General features: G+C 34.8%; 19 protein-coding genes. 18 read left to right on the top strand and 1 reads right to left on the bottom strand.

Going from position 1 to position 22,347, the window contains the following annotated elements; genetic code table 11:
* The first annotated feature begins 103 nt into the window (after nt 1-103).
* The 14 genes from ABXT67_RS02480 (at nt 104) to rlmN (ending at nt 17,246) form a co-directional block, all read left to right on the top strand.
* Nucleotides 104-979 carry a prephenate dehydratase gene (locus ABXT67_RS02480; RefSeq protein ID WP_415375710.1) on the top strand — a complete coding sequence of 292 codons (876 nt, stop codon included), beginning with the start codon at nt 104-106 and terminating at the stop codon, nt 977-979.
* Nucleotides 969-2,048 (top strand): chorismate mutase, encoded by a 1,080-nt coding sequence (locus ABXT67_RS02475; protein WP_415375709.1) that lies wholly within the window; start codon nt 969-971, stop codon nt 2,046-2,048. The genes ABXT67_RS02480 and ABXT67_RS02475 overlap by 11 nt, the downstream gene beginning before the upstream one ends.
* A gap of 58 nt (nt 2,049-2,106) precedes the next feature.
* Nucleotides 2,107-3,063, top strand: coding sequence for a ribosome small subunit-dependent GTPase A (gene rsgA / locus ABXT67_RS02470; protein ID WP_415375708.1), 957 nt, complete (start codon nt 2,107-2,109; stop codon nt 3,061-3,063).
* Between the two features lie 27 nt (nt 3,064-3,090).
* Nucleotides 3,091-3,543, top strand: coding sequence for a D-aminoacyl-tRNA deacylase (gene dtd / locus ABXT67_RS02465; RefSeq protein WP_415375707.1), 453 nt, complete (start codon nt 3,091-3,093; stop codon nt 3,541-3,543).
* A 53-nt stretch (nt 3,544-3,596) separates the two neighbouring features.
* Nucleotides 3,597-5,489 (top strand): DUF3857 domain-containing protein, encoded by a 1,893-nt coding sequence (locus ABXT67_RS02460; protein WP_415375706.1) that lies wholly within the window; start codon nt 3,597-3,599, stop codon nt 5,487-5,489.
* Nucleotides 5,489-7,339: a DUF3857 domain-containing protein gene (locus ABXT67_RS02455; protein ID WP_415375705.1), complete on the top strand. Its 1,851-nt coding sequence runs from the start codon at nt 5,489-5,491 to the stop codon at nt 7,337-7,339. The genes ABXT67_RS02460 and ABXT67_RS02455 overlap by 1 nt, the downstream gene beginning before the upstream one ends.
* A complete protein-coding gene (locus tag ABXT67_RS02450; RefSeq protein ID WP_415375704.1) occupies nt 7,340-9,187 on the top strand; it encodes a DUF3858 domain-containing protein in 1,848 nt (615 codons plus the stop codon). It begins immediately after the preceding gene.
* Nucleotides 9,188-9,190: 3 nt separating this feature from the next.
* Complete coding sequence (locus tag ABXT67_RS02445; RefSeq protein ID WP_415375703.1) at nt 9,191-11,215, top strand: hypothetical protein; 2,025 nt, start codon at nt 9,191-9,193, stop codon at nt 11,213-11,215.
* Nucleotides 11,216-11,218: 3 nt separating this feature from the next.
* On the top strand, nt 11,219-11,545 hold the full coding sequence (locus ABXT67_RS02440; RefSeq protein ID WP_415375702.1) for a nucleotide pyrophosphohydrolase: 327 nt from the start codon (nt 11,219-11,221) through the stop codon (nt 11,543-11,545).
* Complete coding sequence (locus ABXT67_RS02435; protein WP_415375701.1) at nt 11,545-11,790, top strand: hypothetical protein; 246 nt, start codon at nt 11,545-11,547, stop codon at nt 11,788-11,790. Before ABXT67_RS02440 ends, ABXT67_RS02435 begins: the two co-directional genes overlap by 1 nt.
* Complete coding sequence (locus ABXT67_RS02430) at nt 11,780-13,021, top strand: 3-phosphoshikimate 1-carboxyvinyltransferase (RefSeq protein WP_415375700.1); 1,242 nt, start codon at nt 11,780-11,782, stop codon at nt 13,019-13,021. The genes ABXT67_RS02435 and ABXT67_RS02430 overlap by 11 nt, the downstream gene beginning before the upstream one ends.
* Before the next feature lie 144 nt (nt 13,022-13,165).
* Complete coding sequence (queA, locus tag ABXT67_RS02425; protein WP_415375699.1) at nt 13,166-14,215, top strand: tRNA preQ1(34) S-adenosylmethionine ribosyltransferase-isomerase QueA; 1,050 nt, start codon at nt 13,166-13,168, stop codon at nt 14,213-14,215.
* Between the two features lie 129 nt (nt 14,216-14,344).
* On the top strand, nt 14,345-15,988 hold the full coding sequence (locus ABXT67_RS02420; RefSeq protein WP_415375698.1) for a T9SS type A sorting domain-containing protein: 1,644 nt from the start codon (nt 14,345-14,347) through the stop codon (nt 15,986-15,988).
* A gap of 217 nt (nt 15,989-16,205) precedes the next feature.
* Nucleotides 16,206-17,246, top strand: coding sequence for a 23S rRNA (adenine(2503)-C(2))-methyltransferase RlmN (gene rlmN / locus ABXT67_RS02415; protein ID WP_415376904.1), 1,041 nt, complete (start codon nt 16,206-16,208; stop codon nt 17,244-17,246).
* Between the two features lie 183 nt (nt 17,247-17,429).
* Here the strand turns inward: rlmN and ABXT67_RS02410 are convergent, their stop codons facing one another.
* Nucleotides 17,430-18,314 carry a choice-of-anchor J domain-containing protein gene (locus ABXT67_RS02410; protein ID WP_415375697.1) on the bottom strand — a complete coding sequence of 295 codons (885 nt, stop codon included), beginning with the start codon at nt 18,312-18,314 and terminating at the stop codon, nt 17,430-17,432.
* Between the two features lie 98 nt (nt 18,315-18,412).
* Between ABXT67_RS02410 and ABXT67_RS02405 the strand changes: the two genes are divergently transcribed.
* The 4 genes from ABXT67_RS02405 (at nt 18,413) to ABXT67_RS02390 (ending at nt 22,176) form a co-directional block, all read left to right on the top strand.
* Nucleotides 18,413-19,390, top strand: a complete 978-nt coding sequence (locus ABXT67_RS02405; protein ID WP_415376903.1) for a polyprenyl synthetase family protein — start codon at nt 18,413-18,415, stop codon at nt 19,388-19,390.
* Nucleotides 19,391-19,597: 207 nt separating this feature from the next.
* On the top strand, nt 19,598-20,164 hold the full coding sequence (locus tag ABXT67_RS02400; RefSeq protein ID WP_415375696.1) for an RNA polymerase sigma factor: 567 nt from the start codon (nt 19,598-19,600) through the stop codon (nt 20,162-20,164).
* Nucleotides 20,151-21,008 (top strand): hypothetical protein, encoded by an 858-nt coding sequence (locus tag ABXT67_RS02395; RefSeq protein ID WP_415375695.1) that lies wholly within the window; start codon nt 20,151-20,153, stop codon nt 21,006-21,008. Before ABXT67_RS02400 ends, ABXT67_RS02395 begins: the two co-directional genes overlap by 14 nt.
* Nucleotides 21,009-21,135: 127 nt before the next feature.
* Nucleotides 21,136-22,176: a hypothetical protein gene (locus ABXT67_RS02390; RefSeq protein ID WP_415375694.1), complete on the top strand. Its 1,041-nt coding sequence runs from the start codon at nt 21,136-21,138 to the stop codon at nt 22,174-22,176.
* Nucleotides 22,177-22,347 lie beyond the last annotated feature (171 nt).

The raw sequence follows: 22,347 nt of genomic DNA, 5'->3' as shown, positions 1-22,347 counted from the left end.
ACTTTAAAGAGAAATCGGGATTGTTTGTGTAGTTAATTTAATACATATCATATTTAATCCCGAACAAAATGTTCGGGATTTTTTTTATCCAAATTTTAAAATTATGAGTTTAAAAATCGCAATTCAAGGTATCGAAAGTTCTTTTCACGACATGGCTGTGCAGCAGTTATTCCCCGAAACAGCATTTACCTTAGTACCGTGTAATTCCTTTAAAAATGTGACTTTAGCAATTGAAGAAAATAAAGCAGATCTTGGTGTCATCGCTATAGAAAATACTATCGCGGGATCAATACTGCCCAATTATAATTTGATTGACCACGGAAATTTTAAAATTTTAGGCGAAACATTTCTCACCATAGACATGTATATGATGGCAATTCCTGGACAAACCATTCACGATATTGATGAGGTGCATTCACATCCTGTAGCACTACAACAGTGTACAGAATATCTTCAACGTTTGCAGCCGCATTGTAAGATTATCGAAGGAAAAGACACTGCGTCTGAGGCTAAGAGGATTAAAGAATTGGGGCTCAAAAATGTGGCGGCAATTGCAGGGAAACAAGTTGCAGAAAAATATGGTTTGACAATTTTAGACAGTAAAATACAAACCATAAAAGAAAACAAAACACGCTTTGTGATTCTAGGAAAAAATTCAAATATTGAGAGTGATGTAAACAAGGCATCCTTAAAATTTGAACTCAATCACGAAATTGGAAGTTTGTCAAACGTATTGCAACTTCTGGGTACTTTTGGTATTAATTTGACTAAAATTCAATCTTTTCCAATCCAAGGTAAGCCTTGGCAATATGCTTTTTTTATAGATGTATTATTTGAAGATTATACACTATTTCAAGAGGTTATTATGATGCTTAAAAAAGCGACTAGTGAATTAAAAATACTAGGAACCTACAAACAAAATTTAGAAAACAATACTTTTACAATTTCAAAAGAAAAAGAACTGAACTATGCAGAATAACAAAAATTTACGCACGTGGTTAAATGATATGGAATTAGCCCATCCATTAGTAATAGCTGGCCCTTGCAGTGCAGAAACAGAAGGACAAGTGCTTAAAATTGCACACCAATTAAAAGATACAGATGCCACTGTTTTGCGCGCAGGTATTTGGAAACCACGTACACGTCCCGGTAATTTTGAAGGTGTGGGAGCATTGGGTTTAAAATGGTTGCAAAAGGCAAAAGAAGAAACAGGTATGCTCACCACTACAGAAGTTGCGAATGCAACGCATGTGGATTTGGCCTTAAAGCATGATGTTGATATTTTGTGGGTTGGAGCTCGTACCACAGTTTCGCCATTTATAGTACAAGAAATTGCAGATGCTTTAAAAGGCACCGATAAAGTGGTGCTTATTAAAAATCCTGTGAATCCAGATTTAGCATTGTGGCTGGGAGCAGTGGAACGTTTTTATGAAGCTGGAGTTAAAAATTTGGGGGTTATTCATAGAGGTTTTTCAACCTATGAGAAGAATACATATCGCAACAATCCAGAATGGCAAATACCTATTGATCTTCAAAATAAGTTTCCAGATTTACCGCTAATACTCGATCCATCACACATTGCAGGGAGACGCGATCTTATTTTTGATCTATGCCAAACAGGGTTAGATTTAAACTATGATGGGCTTATGGTAGAGACTCATTATGATCCAGATAGTGCTTGGAGTGATGCTGCACAGCAAATTACGCCAGCCAGTCTAGATCAAATGACGGTAGATTTAAGAATTAGAGTGGAAGAAGGAGATCAAATAGAATATAATAACAAACTAAACACTTTAAGGACTAAAATTGACGTGATGGATCACCAACTTTTAGAAACCTTGGGTAAGCGAATGAAAATTGCAGATGATATAGGCTTGTTAAAAAAGAAGAATAACGTTTCTATTTTACAAACAAAACGCTGGAATGAGGTTTTGGGAAAAATGATATTAGAAGGCGAAGAACACAAGTTAAGTGAAGAATTTATCCTAAGAATTTATAAAGCAATTCACCAAGAATCTATAAATCACCAGAAAAACATGATCTTTTGATTAGAAAAATGCTGTTTGAGGAAGTAGATGTAAGGTTTTTTCGTCAATTTTGCAACCAATGAAAGGATTGGTCTATAAATCTACAGGGAGTTGGTATTCAGTAAAGTCTGAAGAAGGAGATTTTTATGAATGTCGTATTAAGGGAAAATTCAGGTTGGATGGGATTAAAAGCACCAATCCAGTTTCGGTTGGCGATCATGTGCTTTTCGATGTCGAAAAAATAGGTGACGAGACCATTGGTATTATAAACAAAATTGAAGAACGAGACAATTATATCATTCGTAAATCTGTTAATCTATCCAAGCAAACCCATATTATTGCGGCTAATATAGATGTTGCTTTTTTACTAGTAACTTTAAATAACCCGCCTACGTCCACGTCTTTTATAGATCGTTTTTTGGTTACGGCTGAAGCGTACCACATTAAAGCTATATTGTTGTTTAATAAAATAGACACGTATAATCAAGACGAGCTTCTAGAAATAAAATATCTAGCCGCGATGTATCGAGATATAGGCTACGAATGTTTAGGGATATCTGCTTTAACAGGAAAGAACATAGCTACATTAAAGGAGATGATGTTTGAAAAAGTTTGTATGTTTTCTGGTCACAGTGGCGTAGGGAAATCTACATTAGTCAATGCGATAGAACCGACTTTAAACCTTAAGACTTCAAAAATTTCTACACAGCACAAACAAGGGCAACACACTACAACATTTGCCGAAATGTATGATCTTTCATTCGCTTCGCAAATTATTGACACTCCTGGGATAAAAGGTTTTGGAGTTGTTGAGGTAGAGAAGGAAGAACTGGGAAATTACTTTCCAGAGTTTTTTGAACGCAAAGAACATTGCAAATTTAACAATTGTTTGCACGTTGAAGAACCAAAATGTGCAGTAAAAGAAGCACTAGAGAATGATGCGCTTCCTTGGTCACGATATAAAAGTTATTTGCAAATTTTAGATGGAGAAGAAGAGCATTTCAGAAAAGATATTTATGAAAAGCCCAAAGCATAATAATTTCTCAAACCACACTGTTTTTGTATGAGGATTGTAATCCAACGTGTTTCTGAAGCTTCTGTTACTATAGAAAATAAAATAGTAGCGCAAATAACTCTAGGGTTTCTAGTCTTATTGGGTATTGAGACAGATGATGCGCAAGTCGATATTGATTGGTTGGTTGGTAAAATCACCAAGCTTCGTGTTTTTTCAGATGCAGATGATGCTATGAATTTGTCTATTAAAGAGGTGAATGGAGATATTATTGTTGTAAGCCAATTTACATTGCACGCTAGTACAAAAAAAGGAAATAGGCCTTCGTTTATAAAAGCGGCAAGACTAGAAGGAGCCATCGCATTATATGAAAAATTTGTCGACAGTTTAGAGACAAGTATGGCTAAGAAAATACAAACGGGAACTTTTGGAGCGATGATGGATGTGGCATTAGTTAATAATGGACCAGTTACTATTATTATAGATTCAAAAGTTAAGGAATGATTTTTTTACGTTTTCAATCAAAAAAAACATTAAATTGTATCCAACACTTTTTTATGAGATACTTCATACTGCTATTTGCGTTCATAACCGCTATTAATGCAAATGCACAATACGCTGTAGACGGAATTTCTAAAAGCCTTAAAGAAAATGCAAATGCTGTTATTAGATACCAAGAAACGACCATTACACTAGAAGATTTTGATGTTATGACTACTTACGAAAGAGTGGTAGTAACCGTTTTAAATAGAGATGGAATGTTTGCAGTGCGGTCGTATGCTGCTTATGATGACGATTCTTCTATCAAGGAAATCAAGGCCTATGTCTACGATGGCAATGGGGAACAAATTGAAAAATTTAAAGAACGAGATTTTACAGACAGGAGTGCTTCTTCAGGGGACTTATATTCTGATAATAGGATAAAGTCAATTGACTATTTTCCCAATCAAATTCCTTTTACATTTGAGTTTATTTCAGAAACTAAGAGTAAATCGACTGCCTTCTTACCGCAATGGGACCCTTCCCCTTTTTATGGGGTAAGCACACAAAAATCAGTGTATAAAATTATCAACAATAAGGAAGTCCCGTTGCTGTCAAAAAAATATAATTTAGAAAAATTTGGGGCTTCGGTTAGAGAAAAACCCAGCCTTTATGAATATGAAATTGAAAATGTCCCAGCGGTAGAACAGGAGCTTATGAGTCCACATTATACACAATTTACACCGGTCGTAAAATTGGCACTCAAACAATTTAGACTGGCAGGTCAAAATGTATCTATTTCCAGTTGGGAAGATTTTGGAAAATGGATGAACGAACAATTATTGAATAATAGAGATGAGCTGCCACAGGAAACTATAAATGAAGTTGAAAACCTTGTTGAAGGAGTTACCGAACCAAAAGAAAAAGCTAGAATTATCTACGAATATATGCAGAATAAAACGCGTTATATTAGTGTTCAAGTTGGTATTGGAGGTTGGCAGCCTTCTCCCGCCAAAGATGTCGATAAGTTGGGATATGGAGACTGTAAAGCACTCACAAATTATACAAAAGCACTTTTAAAAACACAAGATATCGACAGCTATTATACGATTGTAATTGCTGGTGCAGAAAAGAGGGATATTGATGAGGAATTTATAGCTGTTCAAGGAAATCACGTTATTTTGACGGTGCCTTTAGAGGAAGAGAACTTGTTTTTAGAATGTACGAGCCAACGCGCCCCTTTTAACTATTTAGGAGATTTTACAGACGATCGTAAGGTCATCATGATCACAAACGATGGAAGTGTGGTAAAAAACACAAAAGCATATCCTGCTGCTGGAAACATACAGCGTATGGAAGCTAAAATAACCGTGAGAGAAAACCAAAGTCTCGGGGGAAGTATTACACAAACTTCAGAAGGTATTTTATACGGTGATAAATACGAACTGGACAATAAGGAAAGTGATGTAATAGAAAAGTATTATAAAGAAACTTGGTCGCAGTTAAATAATTTAGACCTTTCTGAAATTAATTTTGATAATAATAAAACAGACGTAGTTTTTACTGAAAACATATCCTTTGAAGCTACAAACTATATTTCAAAAGCAGGCGATAGATTATTGCTCGCGCCTAATATCTTTAATAGGTTGGGATATATAACTGCGCCAAAGAAAGAACGTTCTCAAAAACTACTTATTAATAGGGGTAAAGCGTACGATGATTCTATAGAGATCACCTTACCAGAGGGCTATGAAGTTGAAGCAATGTTTAATCCTATTGAAATAAACACAGAATTTGGTTCCTATCTTGCTAAGGTTGAAGAATTAGGTGCTTCTAAAATAAAATATTCACGCAAATTTTCATTATTTGATGGGGAATATGAGAAGGAAAAGTATTCAGATTTTGTTGCGTTTATAAATGCTATCACCAAAGAGGATAGCAATAAAATTGTATTGGTTAAAAGGGAATAATGAAATTAATTTATTCGGTATTTTTTCTTATTGGGATTTCTGCAATTGCACAAGATTATAAGTTTGGGCAAGTAAGCATAGCGATACTTGAAGAGCTTCAAGACGAGGTTTTTAAGGAGGTTCCAGCCAAGGTTGTTTACAGAAGAATTTTATTTGACTATGGAGAAGAATTGGAAGTCCAAGAAAGAGTAAAGATCTATAACGAGGATGGTTTTGAGTTCGCTAATTGGGAAATACCTTTTACAAACATTAAATATTTGCAAGCCTACACCTATAATCTCGAAGATGGGGTAATAAAAAAAACCCATGTTCAAAAGAGCAGTATTTATAGGCAGGAAGTTCAAGGCGATTATACCATTACTAAAGTTTCGTTTCCGAAGGTAAAAAAAGGATCAGTAATTGAAATAAAATACAGGATAGAGCGGGTTAGTGCTCGTGAAATCCCGATACAATATATTTTACCTATCAAAAATTTTAGGTTGGTTATTCAAGGGGTGAGACCTTGGATGGATTTTAAACAAAACCCCAATTATAAATTGGACTTGGTTGAGGAAAAAACCGATAATGAGAAGTTGAAAATTTTTACTGGGGTTAATATTCCCTCCAGTAAAGAGGAGCCCTATTTGAATAACCCAAGCAATTATCAAGGTAAGATCTTTATAAAAAATAAAAACGAGAAATCAGATGATGAAATATGGGGAGAGATAGCAGGAAACTTTATTCGTGCTCGTTATTTTGGCGAGCAACTTAGGGTTAAACCCTATTTTAAAAAAGACATTACTCCATTAATTCAAGATAAGAGAGATACACTTGGCACGGCTAAAATTGTGTATCAATATTTACAACAAAATATTGAGTATAATGGGAGGTATGGCACTGGTACTTATGATATAGAACAAAGGTATAAGGATAAAAAAGCAAACAAAGGAACTATTAATTTAATGCTTGTTTCCATGCTCCGGGACCTAGGATATAAAGCAAACCCAATGGCGGTGGCTTGCAAGCATCAAGGTGAGCTTCTTTTTCCAGAAGAGCAGATGTTTAATGTGACTATTGGAGTTTTGCAAATAGGAAATGCTTATTATTTATTAGATGCTTCAGAAAAACATTTAAAATTTGGTCTCATTCCCTTAGATTTAATGAACGATTATGGACTTATTGTTTTAGAGGACGGCAGGTCTATTAGTTATCCAACGAGAGACGCAGCGCCCTCAGTAAGCAATACTATTGTTACTACAAAATTGAATTTAGAAGATAATTCTGCCTTTGGTTCAGCCCGTGCTCAAATAACAAATCACCTGGCTTGGCAATATAAAGAAGTTTTAGAAACAGTGGATGATGAATCGTTTTCTATGAAAGAAATTTTGGAAGAGACATCGCCGCTACTTTCAATACACGAATTTAAAGATAAAAAAAGTGAGGATTCAGATGAGGCAGTACAAATCACCTATGATTTTACCTACAAGGATGCGGTAGAAGGTATTGGTGACAATTTGTATGTGTCTCCATTTTTGTTTTTAGGAAGTGTTAAAAATAAATTTGATGATGACGATCGGGAGCTTCCCTTAGACTTGGATAATCCAGAAAAAGAAGTTTTTAATGTGACTTTTCATATTCCAGAAGGATACAATGTGGAGAGTCTTCCTGAGGGTAAAAATATTGTGTTAGAAGACAATCTGGGAAGTCTTACTTTTAATGCCAGCCAACAAGGTTTGTTGATACAATTAAGGCTTTCGGTTCAAATTAATTACAGTTATATTCCAGCTAGATATTATTCAGCATTAAAAGAATTATACAATGTCTACACCCAAATTTCAAACTCGAAAATTGTTTTAAAAAAGTTAAGTTAAATGAATAGATCACTAATTTTTTTGATGTTTATTATTTCTAGTCAGCTATGCGCTCAGGACTATAGATTTGGAGAGGTCTCGATGAAGGAATTAACAGAGACAGCCGATGAAACTTTTAAACAAGCCAATGCGAAAGTAATTTACCGCGAAATTGAATTCGAATTTGGTAAAGTGCTCTATGTTTTTGAAAGAATTAAAATTTATAATAAAGAAGGATTCGAGAATGCTAAATGGGAAATTAATTATGATGATGTTGAAGCTTTAAAAGCATTTACTCATAATGTCGAAGACAACCAGATTGTTAGCACTAAAGTGGGCAAAGAAAGTGTATTTAAAGAAGACATTGGTAATGGGGTAGAAGTTAGTAAAATTTCATTTCCAAATGTGAAGGAAGGTTCTGTTCTAGAGGTAAAATATAAAGTAAGAGATATTGGACTAAGGTCTATTAATACACAGGCAACTATTCCTATTAAAAATTTGTTTGTTCTTTTAAAAAACCCCTTGTCACGCGAGCTAAAAATCACAGAAAACCCACTTAGCAAAGTCGATCTAAAAGTGAATCAGAAACCTTACGAGATTCAATATAGAGGTTCTAATATAAAAGCAATGAAAGAAGAGAAGTTTGTTGCCAGCACAAGTACTTACCTAGGTAAATTATACATAGAACAAGTAACAGCTAAGGGTAAAAACAAACTTGATGATTGGAAAGATGTTGCAAAAACATATAATGATTGGCTTGCTTTTGGTCAAGAATTGAGGAAGAATCATTTTTTTAGAGATGATTTGCGTGCTTTTTTAAAGGATACCATGACCCCTATGGAAAAGGCAAAGGCCATATTCTTTTATTTACAAGAAAGAATGCAGTGGAACTTTTACTATAGTCTTGGTAGTGAAAATATTAGAGCTGCGTATAATGATAAAAAAGGAAGTGTTTCAGATATAAATTTAACGCTTACCTCAATGCTGAGATGGGCTGGATTAGAGGCAAACCCACTTTTGTTGGCATCTGTGAATAAGGGCTATGTCTTGTTTCCAACCGTAAAAGGTTTTAATAATACCATTACTGCCTTAGAGTTAGATGGAGCAATATATTTATTGGATGCCTCAACTAAATATAATAATTTTGGAGAAATAAGGAACTATTTTATTAATGGAAATGCGCTCATTGTTTATAAAGATGATTCCTATAAAATAATACAAACAGCGCCTACAAAAAAGGCTCGAGATATCTCGATTGTTTCTATTTCTATAGATCCAAAATCTTCTAGCGCTTCAGGCAATGTTAAGAATAGAAAAAACGGGTATGCTGCTTATTTTTTTAGAATTGATTTTCTCTTAAAAAGCAAAGATGCATACAGTGATTTTTTAAAAGAAGAACACCCTAAACTGAATCCATCTAACATAGCCTTTGATGATTTTAGCGATGGTAAAAAACCAGTCACCATATCGTATGATTTCACCTATAAAGATTGTTTAGAAGAAATTGGAGATAAAATTTATTTAGAACCCCTTTTGTATTTAGGGATTGATGAAAACGAATTTAATGAAACAAAACGGCTATACCCAATAGATTTTAGGTATCCCGTTTCTAAAACATTTACTCTAAATATTGATATTCCTGAAGGCTATAAAATTGAAAAGCTTCCTGAGGCAAAGAAAATATCGATTCAAGATAATGTGGGTTCTTTTAGTTTTAACAATAATAGTAATGGCAATACAATCCAAATGTCATTGCAAGTAGATTTTAATCAAGCCCTCTTGAGACCTGCTTACTACGATGGTTTCAAAGAAATGTATACCGAAATATTAAAAATATCTCAATCAAAAATAATACTCTCGAAAATTTAAAAAATGAAAATTAAAGCACTTACCATTCTTCTGTTTCTGAGCGGTTATTTTTTATTAAACGCCCAAAATTACAAATTAGGAAAAGTTTCAAAAGAGGAACTTTCTGAAACAGAAAACAGCCTTTATCCAGAGTCTGAAGCAACCGTATTATACCGGGAGTATAGATCTGCTTATGCCTATAACCAATCAAAAGGCTTTGTGTTAACAACCAAGGTCTTTGAACGTATAAAAATTTATAATGCGGAAGGATACAATTGGGGTACAAGAAAGATCAAAGCCTACAATTATGGAAAAAACAGGGAGCAAGTGAACGGCATTAGCGCGACTACTTACAATTTAGAAAAGGGATCTATAAAAAAAGAAAAATTAAATAGAAAAAGCATTTTCGAAGAACGTCTTAATGATTATTATGTTTCAACCGCATTTACATTACCTAATCTAAAGCCAGGATGTGTTATTGAAATTGAATATACGATTGAGTCAGATCAAAGTGCCTTAGAGGACGTTGATTTGCAATACAAGATCCCCATAAAAAAATTGATGGTTGATGTTAAAGTGCCAGACCGTTTTGTGTATAAAAATTACCCCAACCCGCAGGCAAATTTATCATACTTCTATGAAGAAACAGAAAAAAATATAGAAGTTGAGCTGAGGGGTAGAAGTGGTGTTGGTACTGCTGATTATGGAAATTTCAGAGATTCAGGTAAGGATCAAAATCAAGTAGCTACTTATAAAGAAAGGCGTTTTATACTAGAAGAAGTAAATATCCCACCATTAAAGGATGAAGGCTATGTTGATAATTTAAGGAACTATCAAGCAAGAACTATATGGGAACTTGTAATGGTGAAAAATCCTGGAGGACTGCCAAAATCCTACGCTACCTCTTGGGAAGCCGTCACTCAAAATATCTACGAAAATGATAATTTTGTTAATGAAATCTTGAAAAAAGAGTATTATGCGAGTGATGTAGCTGCTGCAATGAGCCAAGCCGATACGCCAGAGAAAAAGATGGCTGCTATTTTTAACCTTGTTAAACAAAAAGTAGCTTGGAATGGGTATTACGGTAAATATCCTATTAACGGAGTAAAAAAAGCATATAAAGAAGGAAAAGGAAATTCAGCAGATATTAATCTGATGTTGGTTTCTATGCTGCAGAGCGCTAATCTTGACGCGTCACCTATACTCGTGAGTACAAGAAATAACGGAATTCCAGTGTATCCAACAAGATATGGTTTTAACTATGTCGTTGCCCACGTTTCTTTAAGCGGAAACAGTTATATTATGGATGCTACAGACCCCTATTCTTCTATTGGGATGTTGCCACAACGCGCTATGAATTGGCAAGGAAGGCTTATTAGACCAGATGGTTCTTCCTCTTGGGTGCCGCTATATCCAACAACCATTTCTAATAAATTAACTTATGTCCAAGCAGCGTTGGAGCCAAGTGGAGCATTCATAAAGGTAAGAGAGCGTTTGTCTAGTCAATATGCAAAAGAATATCGAACAAACAACCATCATAAACCGGTGGTATCTCAATTGGAAGACATGTATAAAAATGGAGAAGATGTTGTTTTTTCTCATCTAGAGGTTAAAGACTTAAATAATACCAAGCCCAATTTGACCTTGAGTTATGAAGCCAATTCGCCTTCAGTTGTGGAGGAAATCAGCGGTGATTTATATGTTTCACCAATGTTGTATTTTGCAAAAAAGGAAAACCCATTTAAAGAGGAAAGTAGGTCATATCCACTGTTTTTTGATTTCCCGAAGTCACACAAATATTCGATTTCCTTAAAAATACCAGAAGGATATGCTATTAAATCAATGCCAGAAAGTATAAAGGCTGCGCTGGCGGGGGAAGTGGTAACGTATTCTTATCTTATTTCGGAGCAAGGCGGTAGTGTCCAACTTTCAGTAGAACTTGCTATTAATAAACCGGCACTTGTGCCAGAGGATTATGAATATATTAAAGGAATTTTCTCTCAGATTGTAGAAAAAGAGAATGAGAAAATCGTACTTTCAAAAATCTAAACTATGAATATTACAAATGCTCAAAAAACAGTAGACGATTGGATTAAAGCCCACGGTGTGCGTTATTTTAATGAATTGACTAATATGGCACAATTAACCGAGGAAGTAGGTGAAGTTGCTAGAATTATTGCACGTAGGTATGGAGAACAAAGTGAAAAGGAAAGTGATAAATCTAAAGATCTAGGCGAGGAATTAGCAGATGTGCTTTTTGTAGTACTTTGTTTAGCAAACCAAACAGGAGTGGATTTGGAAGACGCATTCCATAAAAAATTAGATATTAAAACCAAGCGCGACCACGATAGGCATCAAAATAATCCTAAATTAAAATAATGTTCAAACGTATTATAAATCACAAAGGTTTTTGGAAATCGGTACTCGTAATGTCTTTGATTGCGCTTTTGGTTTTTAACATTCTTTATTGGACAATAACAGGTTTTCAAGCTTCGTACTGGCACCTTACCGTTCGTAAAATCATTGGAATGACAGCGGCTGCTTTGGTTTATGGCTTGATTATTACCTACGGAAAATTTTGGACCCGATTTGCAAATCAAGATCACAGAAAAAATGACTTGTAGACTTTCCTATATTTCAAAAATCGAAAAAGCAAAAATTACGATTACAGGCTCTAAAAGTGAAAGTAATCGGTTATTAATTTTACAGGCATTATATCCATCGATTGCCATAGAAAATTGCTCTGAGAGTGATGATTCTAATGTTTTAAGGAAAGCGCTAAAAACTACTATGGACGTTGTAGATGTACATCATGCAGGTACTGCAATGCGTTTTTTGACGGCCTTTTTTGCAGTGAATACAAAACACAAAGTAGTTCTTACAGGAAGTGAGCGAATGCAGCAGCGTCCTTTAAAATTACTGGTGGAAGCGCTTCAACAATTAGGAGCGAAAATTAAGTATGTAGGTAAAGAAGGCTATCCTCCATTAGAAATTTCACCAGCAGAGGCAATTGGTTCTAAGGTGCTTATAGATGCAACGGTAAGTAGCCAATATATTTCGGCTTTAATGCTTGTAGGAGCTATATTAAAGGAGGGCTTAATCATACAGTTGAAAGGGGAAATTACGTCAATACCGTATATTTTGATGACTCAGGATTTACTTAAATCTGTTGGAATTAATACCACATTTGAAAGGAATGAAATTTTAGTAGAACCCGCTAAAATTTTAGATAGAAAGACAATTATCGTTGAAAGTGATTGGAGCTCTGCTTCCTATTTTTATAGTGCGGTGGCACTTTCAGAAAACATGGAAATCACGCTAACCAGTTACAAAAATGAAAGCCTGCAAGGCGATAGCGAAGTTGCTAAACTATTTGAAAAGTTAGGAGTGAGGACTAAATATAACGAAGATTTATCGATCACTATTTCAAAGTCAGATACAAAACCAGTAGCCAATCTTTCTTTAAATCTTATAAAAACCCCAGACATAGCCCAGACGATAGCAGTTACCTGCTTTGGTTTGGGGATAGGTTGTGAATTGACGGGCTTGCATACTTTAAAAATAAAAGAAACAGATCGATTAATAGCTCTGCAAAAGGAACTTCAAAAATGTGGAGCAAAAATTGGGGTAACCTCAGATTCACTTTCTCTTTTGCCTGGGGATACTTCCTTAGTATCAAACAGCCTAGCAGAAACCACAATTGCAACCTATGAAGACCATCGTATGGCAATGGCATTTGCGCCATTATCGTTTATTGCGCCTATATTAATTGAAAACCCTTCCGTAGTCTCTAAATCATACCCTACTTTTTTTAATGACTTTAAAGAAATAGGAATACAGTACGAAACGTTATGACGCAATTCATTTTTTAGGTTATTTAGGATCTAAATCGAGCTTTTATAAAAATACTTTAATAATAAATGCTCATTTACTTGACAACCCCTATGTTGAGATTGTATATTTGCATCTTTTAAAGCTAAAAAACCGCGCATTATGGGAATGAAACTCTCAAATTTTCAATTTGAATTACCAGAAGAATTATTAGCAGAATATCCTGCAGAAAATAGGGATGAATCGAGATTAATGGTTCTTAACCGCAAAGAAAAGACCATTGAACATAAAATGTTTAAAGATCTTATAGACTATTTTGAGGAAGATGATGTCTTGGTATTAAACAATACAAAAGTCTTTCCTGCTAGATTATTTGGGAACAAGGAAAAAACTGGCGCTAGAATCGAAGTTTTTCTGTTGCGTGAATTAAATCCAGAAACCAGATTGTGGGATGTCTTAGTAGATCCAGCAAGAAAAATAAGAATTGGAAACAAACTTTATTTTGGAGATGATGAGACTTTAGTGGCAGAAGTAATTGATAACACAACTTCGAGAGGTAGGACACTTCGTTTTCTGTTTGATGGTTCTTACGAAGAATTCAGAAATAAACTTACAGAACTTGGTGAAACACCACTTCCAAAATATATTAAAAGAGCCGTTGAGCCAGAGGACGCAGAACGATATCAAACTATTTTTGCAAAAGAAGAAGGAGCCGTTGCAGCGCCAACTGCAGGACTTCACTTTTCAAAACATCTTTTAAAAAGATTAGAAATAAAAGGAGTAGATTTTGCTGAAGTAACACTTCACGTTGGTCTTGGTACTTTTAGTCCAGTGGAAGTAGAGGATCTTTCTAAACATAAAATGGATAGTGAAGAGATGCACATTGGCGAAGAAACTGTGGAGATAGTAAACAGAGCTATTGCAAGAAAAAAGCGAATTTGCGCTGTAGGGACAACTGCAATGCGTGCGCTTGAGACTACTGTTTCCTCACAACACACCTTAAACGCCTATACGGGTTGGACTAATAAATTTATTTTTCCACCGTACGATTTTAGTATTGCAAACGCAATGGTTACTAATTTTCATACACCAAAATCTACCTTAATGATGATGGTTTCGGCATTTGCAGGACACGAATTTATCAAAGAGGCTTATGCTGAAGCAATGAAAGAAAAATACGGTTTCTTTTCATATGGAGATGCTATGTTGATTATCTAATACTTTTATGTTACAAACTCACAAATCCTGGCAGCTTGTCGGGATTTTTTGATTTACAGCGTTTTATCATTGTTGTTTACTAAAAATAGATTATTTTAGTTCAGTTATTAAATATACATCAGCATTATAGTGAAATTTTTACATTTCTATTTTATTTGTTTAGTAGGCCTTTCAGGAGTTGCACAAACTCCCATTAGTTGGTCTTATGATATTAATTTTACGGAAGAAATTATCGTATTGCCGGCGTTGGATTTAGATGAAATTGAACAACAAGACGCTATAAACGATAGTGATAAAAGTCAACCTTGGCGTTACGGTATTAGTAGAACATTAGATATTGATGCTACGACACAAGGAGAATGGACAGATATTCCACAAGAAAATGGAAGAATATGGAGAGCGGGTATTAAGTCTACCGGTGCTTTAAATATTAGTGTCAATTTTGACGACTTTTATCTTCCTGTAGGTGCTAGGCTTCAGTTTTATAATAGTGACGGTACAGATGTTTCTAGAATATATTCATATGAGCAGAATACACCTAATAATAAACTAGCGTCTTGGTTTGTAGATGGGGATCTTATTTTGATAGAATATTTTGAACCTTATGACTTGCCGGGAGAAGCAACTATTAAGATTGGTGGTATTATTCACGGGTACCGCATGGGCAAAGTAACACAGTTTGCTGAGAATACCAGAGGATTGAATGATAGTGGAGATTGTAATTATGATGTAAATTGTCCTACCGGAGATGATTTTTTATCATTTAAAGATGTGGTAAAAAAATCTGTAGCCATCCTAACTTTGGGGAACGGGTACCTTTGTACTGCTACGATGATTAATAATACTGCGATGGATAAAACGCCGTATCTTTTAACGGCCAACCATTGTTTGCAAAATAGCGACCCAACATATTGGACGGTCAGATTTAATTGGATGAGTCCAAGCCCTATTTGTGCTTCTGAAGATGATAGTCTAGATATACAGTCTAATTTCACGATGAGTGGTGCCGTATTGCGGGCTAATAACGATAAAAGCGATTTTGCATTAGTGGAGTTATTTAATGAAGTTCCAGAATCTTGGGATATTTCATTTGCTGGTTGGGATTGGTCTGGTGATTTGCCAAATTACCAAGTAGGTATTCATCATCCTAATGGCGATATCATGAAAATTTGCCGTGATAATGATGGAGCAACTAAGGATGTTGCTAACGGTACTGAAGTTTGGTTAATAGGCGGTGTTAGTGCAGGAAATGGTAATGGCTGGGAAATAGGAACCACTGAAAGTGGCTCTTCTGGATCACCTCTTTTTGATGATCGAGGAAAAATTATAGGCCAACTTTATGCTGGTCAAGCTGCTTGTAACGGTACCTCTACAAATAGTGATTATGATGTTTATGGTCGTTTTGATGTTTCTTGGAATGATGGAACGGCACAAGAAAACCGTTTAAGAGATTGGTTAGATCCTATAGGTTCTGGTCAAACTAGTATTGAATCTGTTCAAAATGCATTAAATGTTCCAGAGAATCAAGTGGCAGGTGTGTTAGAGATTTATCCAAATCCTGTGTCAACAACATTGACAATTACAAATAGTAGGTATCCCAACTTAGTATACAATTTATATAATTCTTATGGACAACTATTAATGGGAGGTTCTTTAGCAAGTACCAACAATCTGCTGCATCTTGAAACTTGTGCTGTGGGAATTTATTTCCTAAACCTAATTGATGAAGATTCCAATCAACAATTTACTAAGAAAATTGTAATTACCAAATAGATTTTTTAACGCGACACTAGGAGCTCTTGCCGCTCTTTATAGCGGCTTTTTTACGAGCTATAGCAGTTAGCCCTTGTTTTTTTGATTTTCAACGCCTCTTGTCTTGATTTCCTTTTTTTAATTTTGCTATTTGCTATTTGCTATTTGCTATTTGCTATTTGCTATTTTTTCTAATTTTAATGCCTTGTAGGCATGCTAAATAGTATTTTTGTAGATGATGAAAAATGACAAAAAAGATATAAGAGCCTTATCAAAAGAGGAACTACGAGATTTTTTTGAGTCTATTGGCGACAAGGCTTTTAGGGGCAATCAAGTATACGAATGGCTATGGAGTAAAAGCGCCCATACTTTTGAGGCGATGACGAATCTTTCAAAAGAAACCCGTTCACATCTTGAAGATAATTTTGTTATTAATCACATAGCAGTTGATAATGTGCAACGCAGTAATGATGGCACCATAAAAAATGCGGTAAAGCTCCACGACGGATTAATTGTCGAATCGGTATTAATTCCTGCTAAAAATAGAACAACGGCCTGCGTGTCCTCTCAAGTGGGTTGTAGTTTGGATTGTAAGTTTTGTGCAACGTCAAGATTAAAAAGAATGCGTAATCTTAATCCGGATGAGATTTATGATCAAGTGGTTGCTATAGATAAGGAGAGTAGATTGTATCACGGGATGCCTCTTTCAAATATTGTTTTTATGGGAATGGGAGAGCCTTTAATGAATTATAAAAACGTCCTTGCCTCCATAGAAAAAATAACCTCACCAGAAGGTTTAGGAATGTCTCCTAAGCGCATTGTAGTTTCTACCTCAGGAGTTCCTAAAATGATTAAAAAACTAGCTGATGATGGTGTGAAGTTTAATTTGGCGGTTTCATTACATTCTGCAATTCAAGAAACGCGTGAAAAAATAATGCCTTTTGCAAAATCTTTTACCTTAAAGGATTTGGAAGAATCTTTGCACTATTGGTATGAGCTAACAAATAAGAGTGTAACCTACGAATATGTTGTATGGGAGGGCATAAACGATAAAGAAGAAGATGTACTAGCACTCATAAAATTTTGCCAGATACTACCTAGTAAGGTAAATTTAATTGAATATAATCCAATTGGCGATGATGATTTTAAACAAGCGACCAACAAAGCTTTAGAAATGTACATTTCGTTACTAGAAAAAGCTAGAATTCCGGTAACGGTTAGAAGAAGTAGAGGTAAAGATATTGATGCGGCTTGCGGGCAACTTGCAAATAAGCAATGATTTTTGAGTGGACGGTTCAGTTGGCAGTTCCAGTTGAAACACCAGTATTCTTTAGCAATAGTAAAGCTTATTCATTTTTTTTTTCAGACACCAGACACTCATCTTGCCCTCTGTCAATTTTTACAGCATAAAAAAAGAGCGACTATAAAATAGTCGCTCTTTTAAAAGAATAATTTTCTTTAATTATTTCTTAACAAACTTTACAGTTTTAGATGCACCGTTGATAGAAACAGTAGCTATATAAACTCCACTGTTTAAAGCAGCAACATTTACAGCTTCATTAGTGTTTGCAAGTTTTGTGTTGATTACTTGTTGTCCTAAAGTATTGTAAATAACAACATTCTCCATTTGAGTAGAAGCTCTTAGTACAAACTCATCATTTGCATTTACAAAGTGAGAAAAACCATCAAATGCATTTTCACCTACTGTAAGTGGGAATGTAGTTAACGAAAGTGTATCAACACCTATAAAGTTAGAATTTGAACCACTTGGGCCACCTTCAGTTACATAATAACGTAGAGCAAGTCTTGTCATAGTAGGTGCTGCCAAACCGTCAACTAAAACAGTATATTCAGTCCATACATCTGGGTATGCATCTCCACCTTCAAGATCTGGGTTAATCGAAAATAAAAGTTCTGAATAAGATCCTACATCCTCTCCAGATCCATCATCTATTGGCAATGTAGCCGAACCGTCAGGACTGATACGTACTTCTAATCTATCAGGAAACGCTTGACCATCTACCGTTCTTGACCAAAATTTTAATTCGTCACCATTACTTAGTGTCAATTCTGGTAAAATTGCCCAGTTATTAATTGTACCAACACCCGTAGTTGAGTTAAAGTTAACCGAAATATAAGCGCCTGGGTCACCTTCGTGAGCTTCAAATACGGTTCCGTCAGGTTGAGCCCAAGAAGAAGATGCATTATCAGCGTCTGTACTTGCATTTACAAAATCCCAATCTGTTAGGATCGTAATATCTTCAAATCCTTCTTCAATTTCAAGGACTTGTGCGAATGTTAAAGAGGTAGCTAAAAATGCCACCATTAGGAAAGTAATTTTTTTCATAATGTTTAAGTTTTGTTAATATTTAAGAACAAAAATAACAAAAATTTAATTGTATGCTACAATTTAAGGCGACAAATGCAGTATTTTTGGTCGTAATTATGAAGGTAGTTGCAACAATAAGGCTTCCAATAGAAAAGGAGATGGAGATGTTCGAAAAGAAATTTTCGTCCTCAATGTCATCAAAAGTTTCGCTATTAAACCGCATTACCCACTATGTGGTGAATCGTAAAGGTAAGCAAATGCGACCCATGTTTGTTTTTCTTATTGCTAAGATGAACAATAATGGTGTTGTTAATGAAAGAACCTATAGAGGTGCATCTGTTATAGAATTGATACACACTGCTACCTTAGTTCATGATGATGTGGTAGATGATAGTAGCAGAAGAAGAGGCTTCTTTTCTATAAATGCACTTTGGAAAAATAAAATAGCGGTATTAGTGGGCGATTATTTATTGTCAAAAGGCTTATTGCTTTCTATAGATAATGGGGATTTTGATTTGCTTAAAATAATTTCGGTTGCAGTTCGAGAAATGAGTGAAGGGGAATTGCTTCAAATTGAAAAAGCAAGAAATCTAGATATAACCGAAGCTATATATTTTGAGATAATCAGGCAAAAAACAGCTACACTTATAGCAGCTTGTTGTGCAATGGGAGCAAAATCTGTAAATGCTTCAGAAGATGAAGTTGAGAGAATGCGTCATTTTGGAGAACTTATTGGGATTGCTTTTCAAATAAAAGATGATCTTTTTGATTTTGGGGAAGAAGCGATAGGAAAGCCCACAGGAATAGATATAAAGGAGCAAAAGATGACCTTACCTTTAATATATGCAGTAAACAATGCATCTTCAAAAGAAAAAAAATGGCTTATTAATTCTGTAAAAAATAAAAACTTTGATAAAAAGCGGGTGAAAGAAGTCATTCAATTTGTCAAGGAAAAAGGTGGATTAGAATATGCTGTTTCTCAAATGATCACCTATCAGCAAAAGGCACTTAAGATTCTAGAAGGCTACCCAACATCTCAATTCAAAGAGTCTTTAGTGACAATGGTGAACTATGTCATCGAAAGGAAAAAATAATTTTTTGAATCTAATTTGAGCTTATATTTTTTAAACTTTAAATCGATTAACCCATTCATTTAAAGGGGGTTAGGAGGGTTTTTTTTGGGTGTTGGTTGCATTTAATGTTTCCTAAGTATCTCAGGACAGCAAAATTAAAAAATAACTCAGGCAACCCTATCTAAAGATGCTGCGTCTATCCAGTAGAAACAATTTTCAAACCAACCAGTGAAATTAATCTCATTACATAAAAACTATAGCGGGCTTATAACAAAAGCTACAAAAGGCAATCGCCCTGCACAGCAGCAGTTGTTTGAAATGTTTTCGCCAAAGATGCTTGGGGTTTGTAGGAACTATATGAAAGATACCACACGGTCAGAAGAGGTTATGCTTGCAGGCTTTTTTAAAGTATTCACAAATTTAAAGAGTTTTAGGAACGAAGGGAGTTTTGAGGGCTGGATTCGAAGAATTATGGTGAATGAAAGTATTTCGCAGCTTAGAAAAGATAAAAAATTAAACTTTCAAAATACCGATGTTTTAGAGAATACAATGGGTCATATGACCACGCAAGAATCATCTTTTGAAGTAGCCGAAATACAAAAAGTGATAGACTCACTGCCCACGGGATATAAAACAGTTTTTGTCTTGTATGCCATTGAGGGATATAAGCATAGCGAAATTAGTGAGTTGTTAAATATTACGGAAAGCACCTCAAAAACACAGCTTTTTAAGGCGCGTAAAATGCTGCAAAGCATTTTAATTAAACAACAAAATGTACAGTATGGAAACTCATAAATTTGAAGAAATAGCGCGTTCAAAATTTGAAGAGCGCGAAATACAGCCGAGCGCTAGAGCTTGGGACAAGTTAGATGCTATGCTTGAAGAAGCGTCCCCAAGTAAAAAGAATAGGGGTGTAAACTGGTTTGCAATTGCCGCTGTATTCATAGGTTTTATTGTGATTGGTTCAGTGGTCTTTAATGAAACTGAATTCTTAAGCAGTTCTGATTTAGTGAATGAAGATCCATTGAACGAGGTGTTCAAAGATGAAAAAAAATTATACAACACTAAAAACACGCAACAAAAGGAACTGCTAGAAAATCAAAGTCAAAAGGATGCTGTGGCAACTTCATCCATAAATGAAGAAAAATATAGTACTGAGCAAAAGGTTGAGAAACCATCGAAGTCAAGTAGTATGCAAACTAAAAATGAACGATTAGGTTCAGTCATCCTTGTAAAAAAGAATGTAAATAGGTCAAAAGGCGAGGGTCAAAACGTGAAATATTCCAAGGTTACAACTACAACTACAACTACAATTACAAATTCAAATGATACTTGGGTTGAAAAGGAAATAGATAATGACTTAAATAAACAATTCATTAACCCTAACAGTTCAGATCAATTAATTCAAAATACCCAAAAAGGAGAAAGTTTTGCCACTACAGATATTGATCTGCTCTTAAAAAATGCACAAGAGAAAATAGCAAAACAAGGCAAATCTGTCAAAGAAAAAGTAGATGCAATGGCATTGCTTGGCGATGTAGAGTTAGAGATGGTACAAACCCTTCGCGAAAAGGTTTTCTATGCTCTAGGAGAAGGTCTTGACTATGTAAAAAATTCTATTGTAGACCGAGGTAATTAATAAGGATAAAGTTCAATCTAAATAATCATTCATCAATCAGCTATTTACAGCTCCTTCCAGAAATTTGTTAATCGCAATTTCTAGACAAGGAGGAGATGAAGCTATGTTCAATTCAAAATTAAAAACAATGAAAATAATTACAGTAACACTCACAATTACACTATTCATTTTAACTGGTTTCTTTTCAAATGCCCAAGAACTCTCGGTGGATGCTTCGATTATTAATAAATTAACGGCTCTTAAAGCACAAAAGGAGAAAGTCGTAATAAATGAGAAAGAAGCGTTGTCCAAAGAAGTACTAGAAATAATGAAACGATTAGAAGACAATGAAATTTCAGCAACAGAAGCAGAAAAACAAAAAGTAGTTGCTGCAGAAAAACACGCACTTAATATAGATAACAAAACAGTAATTATAGATAATAAAATAGCTTTGTTAGAGCGAAATGGGAATGCAGAAGATGAAAAAATTATTTTTAATCTTAGCTTAGGCGATAGAGATGAGTATAATAGCAAAATTTCAAGCAATCAACGCAGAACCTATTCTTCTTTTGTTTTTGCATTTGGTTTAAATAATGCAATCATTGATGGGCAGTCATTAGACGATTCTCCATACCAGATTGGTGGAAGTAGGTTTACCGAATTGGGAATTGCTTTTACAACCAGACTGTTAAAAGATGCGGGATGGCTTAGACTTAGATACGGTGTTTCATTTCAATTTAACGGCTTGAAACCAACAGATAATAATTACTTTGTCTCTAATGGGAATGAAACGACTATAGAAGAATTTCTAACACCATTGGATAAATCTAAATTGCGATTGGATAACTTGGTAGTGCCCATTCATTTTGAATTTGGACCCAGCAAACGAATTGAGAAAAATGATAACACTTATTTTAGCTCAGACAATAAATTTAAGATAGGGTTGGGCGGATATGCAGGGTTAAACCTTTCGACAATGCAAAAATTAAAATACAATGAAAATGGGGCGAAAGTAAAAGAAAAAATAAGTGAATCTTACAATACAAATAATATAGTTTACGGTCTAAGTGGTTATATCGGGTGGGATGCGATGTCTCTTTATGTGAAATATGACTTAAACCCAATTTTTGATGCACCAAATTTAGAACAACGCAACATCTCTCTAGGCCTTCGATGGGATTGGGATTGATCAAATCAAAAATAAATAAATTTAAGTGTTAATTAAGGAAAGAGGCGTTGTGAAAACAGCGTTTTTTTTTGTTGATAATAATGATGCTCAAAACATGGTGATTTAATAGCATTTTTTAATCTTTGAATACTGAATACTGAATACTGAATACTGAATACTGAATACTGAATA

This window comes from Patiriisocius sp. Uisw_017 (assembly GCF_047731265.1).
Taxonomy (GTDB): Bacteria; Bacteroidota; Bacteroidia; order Flavobacteriales; family Flavobacteriaceae; genus Patiriisocius.
This window is presented reverse-complemented; position numbering and strand designations above follow the sequence as displayed.